At 61.7% G+C, this 1,359-nt stretch carries 2 protein-coding genes; both read left to right on the top strand.

Features of this window, described 5'->3' with window-relative positions; translation table 11 throughout:
- Positions 1 to 261: 261 nt before the first annotated feature.
- Positions 262 to 951, top strand: coding sequence for a phage N-6-adenine-methyltransferase (locus ABZX22_RS45085; protein ID WP_229298517.1), 690 nt, complete (start codon positions 262 to 264; stop codon positions 949 to 951).
- Positions 944 to 1,359, top strand: a 416-nt coding sequence (locus ABZX22_RS45080; RefSeq protein WP_354923497.1) for a hypothetical protein, incomplete at its 3' end; no start/stop codon positions are given. The genes ABZX22_RS45085 and ABZX22_RS45080, both read left to right, overlap by 8 nt.

Genomic DNA, 1,359 nt, shown 5'->3' with positions numbered 1-1,359 from the left:
GAGTCAGTTTCACGGGCTCAGCACCGAGGAGCTCAATGCGCCGACGTGGAGCATTTGGGGAATTGATCTGGACGTGGACGTCAGCCTTGTCGTGGGGGCATTGGTCGAGGGCGGTGAAGCCGACGAAGACGCGCTGGAAGACATTGCCATGCACCTGGACGTGCAGCTGCCGTAGATGCCCTTGCTGTACCTCGGACCCGCTACGCAGGTCTGAATCCCTCGAACTAACAACAACTCCCTATCAACCATAAGGTGTGCACATTGAACATCCTCTCCGCTTCGTCTGACCCGAACAACCTCTTCATGCCGAAGGAGCGCAAAACCACCTCCATCCCCCGGACTAAAAAGCTCGCCGCAGCCACAGTTGGTTTCGACCGCTTGCCGCAGTTCGAGACAACCACCACTTGGCTCACCCCTCCGGAGCATATTTGGGGCAGCCCGAGGGAAGGCTTCACGGGCCTGGGGCCCTTCGACCTGGATCCGGCAACGCCCGAGAACGGGATGCCGTGGCCCACCGCGGCTCGGATGCTCAAGCCCAGCGATGACGGCCTGGCGTCGGAATGGCCGGCGGATGCCTTCGTTTTCATGAACCCGCCGTTCGGCCGGGGGCAAGAGGCCTGGATGGAGAAGATGGCCAACCACCCGGGGGGCGGCATCGCCCTGGTGTTTGCGCGAACCGAGACCCGCTGGTTCCAAAGTTTCGTGCTGAACCACCCCGATGTCAGCGCGGTGGTCTTCCAGGAGGGCCGCTTGAAGTTCCACCGGGCCAACGGAGACGTAGGTGACGCGCCCCCTGCTGGCCCTGCGTGGATTGCCTACGGCGAGGAGGGCGCCCGTCGCTTGAAGCGGGCGGTCAGGGAGGGGCAGATCCGCGGATGTTTCCTGGAGCTGGACTTTGCCCGGGTGAGTTCTGGGGTGGGCGCTGACGTGGGGGCGGCCAACGATGAGTAAGGGCACTTCGAAGAAGGCAAAGCCGACCGATCCCCGCAACAATGCTTACCAGCGGTTGTTGAAGGCTATCCAAGCCATCCCCGGGGAATCGCCCAGGGAAAAGATGCGCAAGTTCACCGCGTTTGCGCTGAAGGTTTGCGTGATCAATCAGGCCGAGGAGTTGTTCACCCGGGGATTTGGGCCCTTGGTCGCCTGGTGTGACTTGACGCTGCTTGGGACTGACGTGCAAGGAAGCGAGGATTGGTGCCACGAAGCGGGCCAGGCCTACGGCGGCGCAGTGGAAACCTTCGAGCCGTTCGAATGCATCCTGGGCCGATTGTTTAATGAGTTGGTGTGGTCAGGGAAAAAGAACGACGCTCAACATTTCACCCCTTGGGGCTTGGCGAGGGCGATGAACGCCTTTGCTCA

It is taken from the genome of Nonomuraea sp. NPDC003804, assembly GCF_040610675.1.
Taxonomy (GTDB): Bacteria; Actinomycetota; Actinomycetes; order Streptosporangiales; family Streptosporangiaceae; genus Nonomuraea.
This window is presented reverse-complemented; position numbering and strand designations above follow the sequence as displayed.